The organism is Streptomyces sp. 7R007 (assembly GCF_054850255.1).
In genome coordinates this window covers 1-2,539 of sequence record NZ_JBTWMV010000130.1, presented here as the reverse complement: position 1 = coordinate 2,539, position 2,539 = coordinate 1, and the positions used below count along the sequence as shown (strand labels likewise).

Annotated in this window: 2 protein-coding genes and 1 pseudogene; all 3 read left to right on the top strand. The window is 69.0% G+C overall.

Annotated elements, in window-relative coordinates:
• Window positions 1–42: 42 nt before the first annotated feature.
• Complete coding sequence (locus tag ACYF6T_RS44390) at window positions 43–1,065, top strand: MFS transporter (RefSeq protein WP_461703681.1); 1,023 nt, start codon at window positions 43–45, stop codon at window positions 1,063–1,065.
• An 891-nt stretch (window positions 1,066–1,956) separates the two neighbouring features.
• A pseudogene (locus ACYF6T_RS44385) lies at window positions 1,957–2,127 on the top strand (SUKH-3 domain-containing protein); the annotation flags it as partial.
• Window positions 2,128–2,290: 163 nt separating this feature from the next.
• On the top strand, window positions 2,291–2,539 hold a 249-nt coding region (locus tag ACYF6T_RS44380; protein WP_461703680.1), incomplete at its 3' end, for a helix-turn-helix domain-containing protein.

Below are 2,539 nucleotides of genomic sequence, written 5' to 3'. Positions count from 1 at the left end.
CACCGACGACGTGCAGGCCGACTACTACACGGGCTCTGCACCGTGGGGACAGAACCTCGCGGCATCTACACGGCCACCCTGGCGGTCCAGGCGCTGGCCACGACCTGCTTCGTCCTGGCCGACAGCTTCTGGCCGTTCGTCCTTGCCGTCGGCGCCGCCGCCGCGGCGAAGGCGGCCGGAATCGCCGCCCGCTCCCCGCTGATCAGGCACTACGGAGGCGACCGGCCGCAGGAGTTCAGGGCCTACCTGCGGGCGGTCACCAACGTCGGCATCTCCCTCGGCGCCGTGCTGGCCGGCTGGGTCGTCCAGGTAGGCACGCCCACCGCCTACCAGCTCATGGTCATCGGCAACGCGACCGCCTTCGCGCTCTCCGCGGCGATCCTGGTCCTCCTGCCGCCCGTCGCGCCCGTCCCCACCACCGAAGGACCTCGCTGGATCGCCCTGCGGGACCGTCCCTACCTGCTGCTGACCGCCCTCGACGGCATCATGGCCATCCAGTTCAAGGTCCTCACCGTGGCCATCCCGCTGTGGATCGTCACTGCCACCACCGCCCCGCACTGGCTCATCTCGGCCACCATGCTCACCGGCACCGTCATCGTCGTCGCCTTCCAGGTCCGCGCCAGCCGCACCATCGACTCCCCCACCGCCGGCGCACACGCCTACCGCCGGGCAGGCACGGCCTTCCTGATCGCCTGCTCACTGATCTCGCTGTCCGCGGGCATACCGGCATGGGCCGCCGCAACCCTGCTCCTCACCGCAGTGGTGATCCACACGATCGGCGAACTATGGCACTCCGCCGCAGGCTTCGAAGTCTCCTTCGCCCTCGCCCCGCAGCACGCCACCGGCCAGTACCTGGGCGTGTTCGGCCTCGGCGCCGGCCTCGCCGAAGCCCTCGGACCAGGACTGCTCATCGCACTCTGCATCACCTGGGGCCGCCCTGGATGGTATGCCGCGGGAGCCATGTTCGCACTCACGGGCCTGGCAGCACCCCCCGCTGTCCGCTGGGCACACCACCACCAGCAGCAGACCCAGCCTGCACCCACCCAGAAGGCGTCAACCCCCTGACCGACCCGAGAAACAGCTCAACCCCCACCCCCACAAAGCCCCTACACCACCATCCGGGACCACCTCACAGCGCCTGACCTTCACGAATCGTCCGCGAACGGGGACCAGTGGGAGTCACTGCGGGCGCAACCCGATGACACCGGCCCAGCCACCGCACAGGTTCGCCGTGTCGGTGGTTGTGGCGGTTGGATGGGCGGTGACATCGGATCCGACCCCTGCAGGCACGGTGGCCGAGCTGTCCGTGTGCGCAGACCTACCGACCCGTGATCGCCCGACTGGTGCACGCCGACGAGGGCACCGTGCGCGATGTGATGCACCGCCTCAACGAGCTCGGCCGGTCGTGCGGCGGCTCGGGGACTGGACGGGTCGAGTGATGGCCGACATGACCAACCAGTTCGCCCGGTCCGACCCCTACCGCGGAAAGAGTGGATTCGATTCCGTCGCGGCCTGCGGTTCGGGCAACGGTTCCGAGGGACGGTGACGGCAGTCCCGAGGCCGGGTGCGATCGGGATCTTCGTCGACATCGGTCTTCCACTCGGAGGGTTCGTCGATGTTCTGCTTCTGCCGGCGGTGACAGAACGCTGGCCTGACCAGGGAACCGAGGCCGAATTCGAGGTCTGGTGGGCCGATCAGCGACAGCAAGTGCGACTCAAGCCAGGTGAACGCAGTTCCTGCGCGAGGACTTCGCCCCCTGGCAGGCGCGCTGGTGGCCCGGCTGGCCGGAAGACGTGCCGGTGGACAAGGCACGGGTCGACGCGGCGGCGATGTATCTACGGGGAACTGGCGTGATCGAGGACGCACTGCCTTCAGCAGGCTGGCGGCCGGGACGGCACGTCTCGACGGACCACTGGCGCAAGACGCTCGAGAAGACCGGCCTGGTCCGCACGCACGATGCCCGAAGCCTTCTTGGCGGAGTTCGGTGGCCTGGACGTCCAGATCGGCGGCCCCAAGACCCCCTGCGCCAAGACCCCCTTCAACTTCGCCCCGGACAACCTGACCGGCGAGGAAGACCGCTTCGCCGACTGCAGTCACACCATCGGACGCGCCGTCTTCCCCCTCGGCGAACTCGAAGGGCACATTCCTCCTCGGCATCGACGAGAACAGCGAGATCTACCTGGTCGAGACCTGGCTGAAAGCTCATCCTGGGCATCGCCCCGGAGCGGATCGAGACTGCCGACTGAACAGCCCCAGCCGGACCGGGCTCCACTCCGACGACGTGCGGGTGATGGCAGACACCATCCGCAAGTGGCGGCGGCGCCTCCGCCCCGAGCGACTGGAGAGTCTGGCCGACGAATCGAGGACGGGCCGGCCGCCCACCATCCGTGTCCGTCAGATGGAGGCGGTGGTGGTCACCACGCTGGAACAGCCGGCGAAGAGCGCGACCCACTGGTACAGGGGCCTGTCCAAGTCGACCGGAGGCCGTTGGGCGACGTCCTTGGACGCGGCTCTGGCGAGTGGCCCCCCCCGTGTGCGC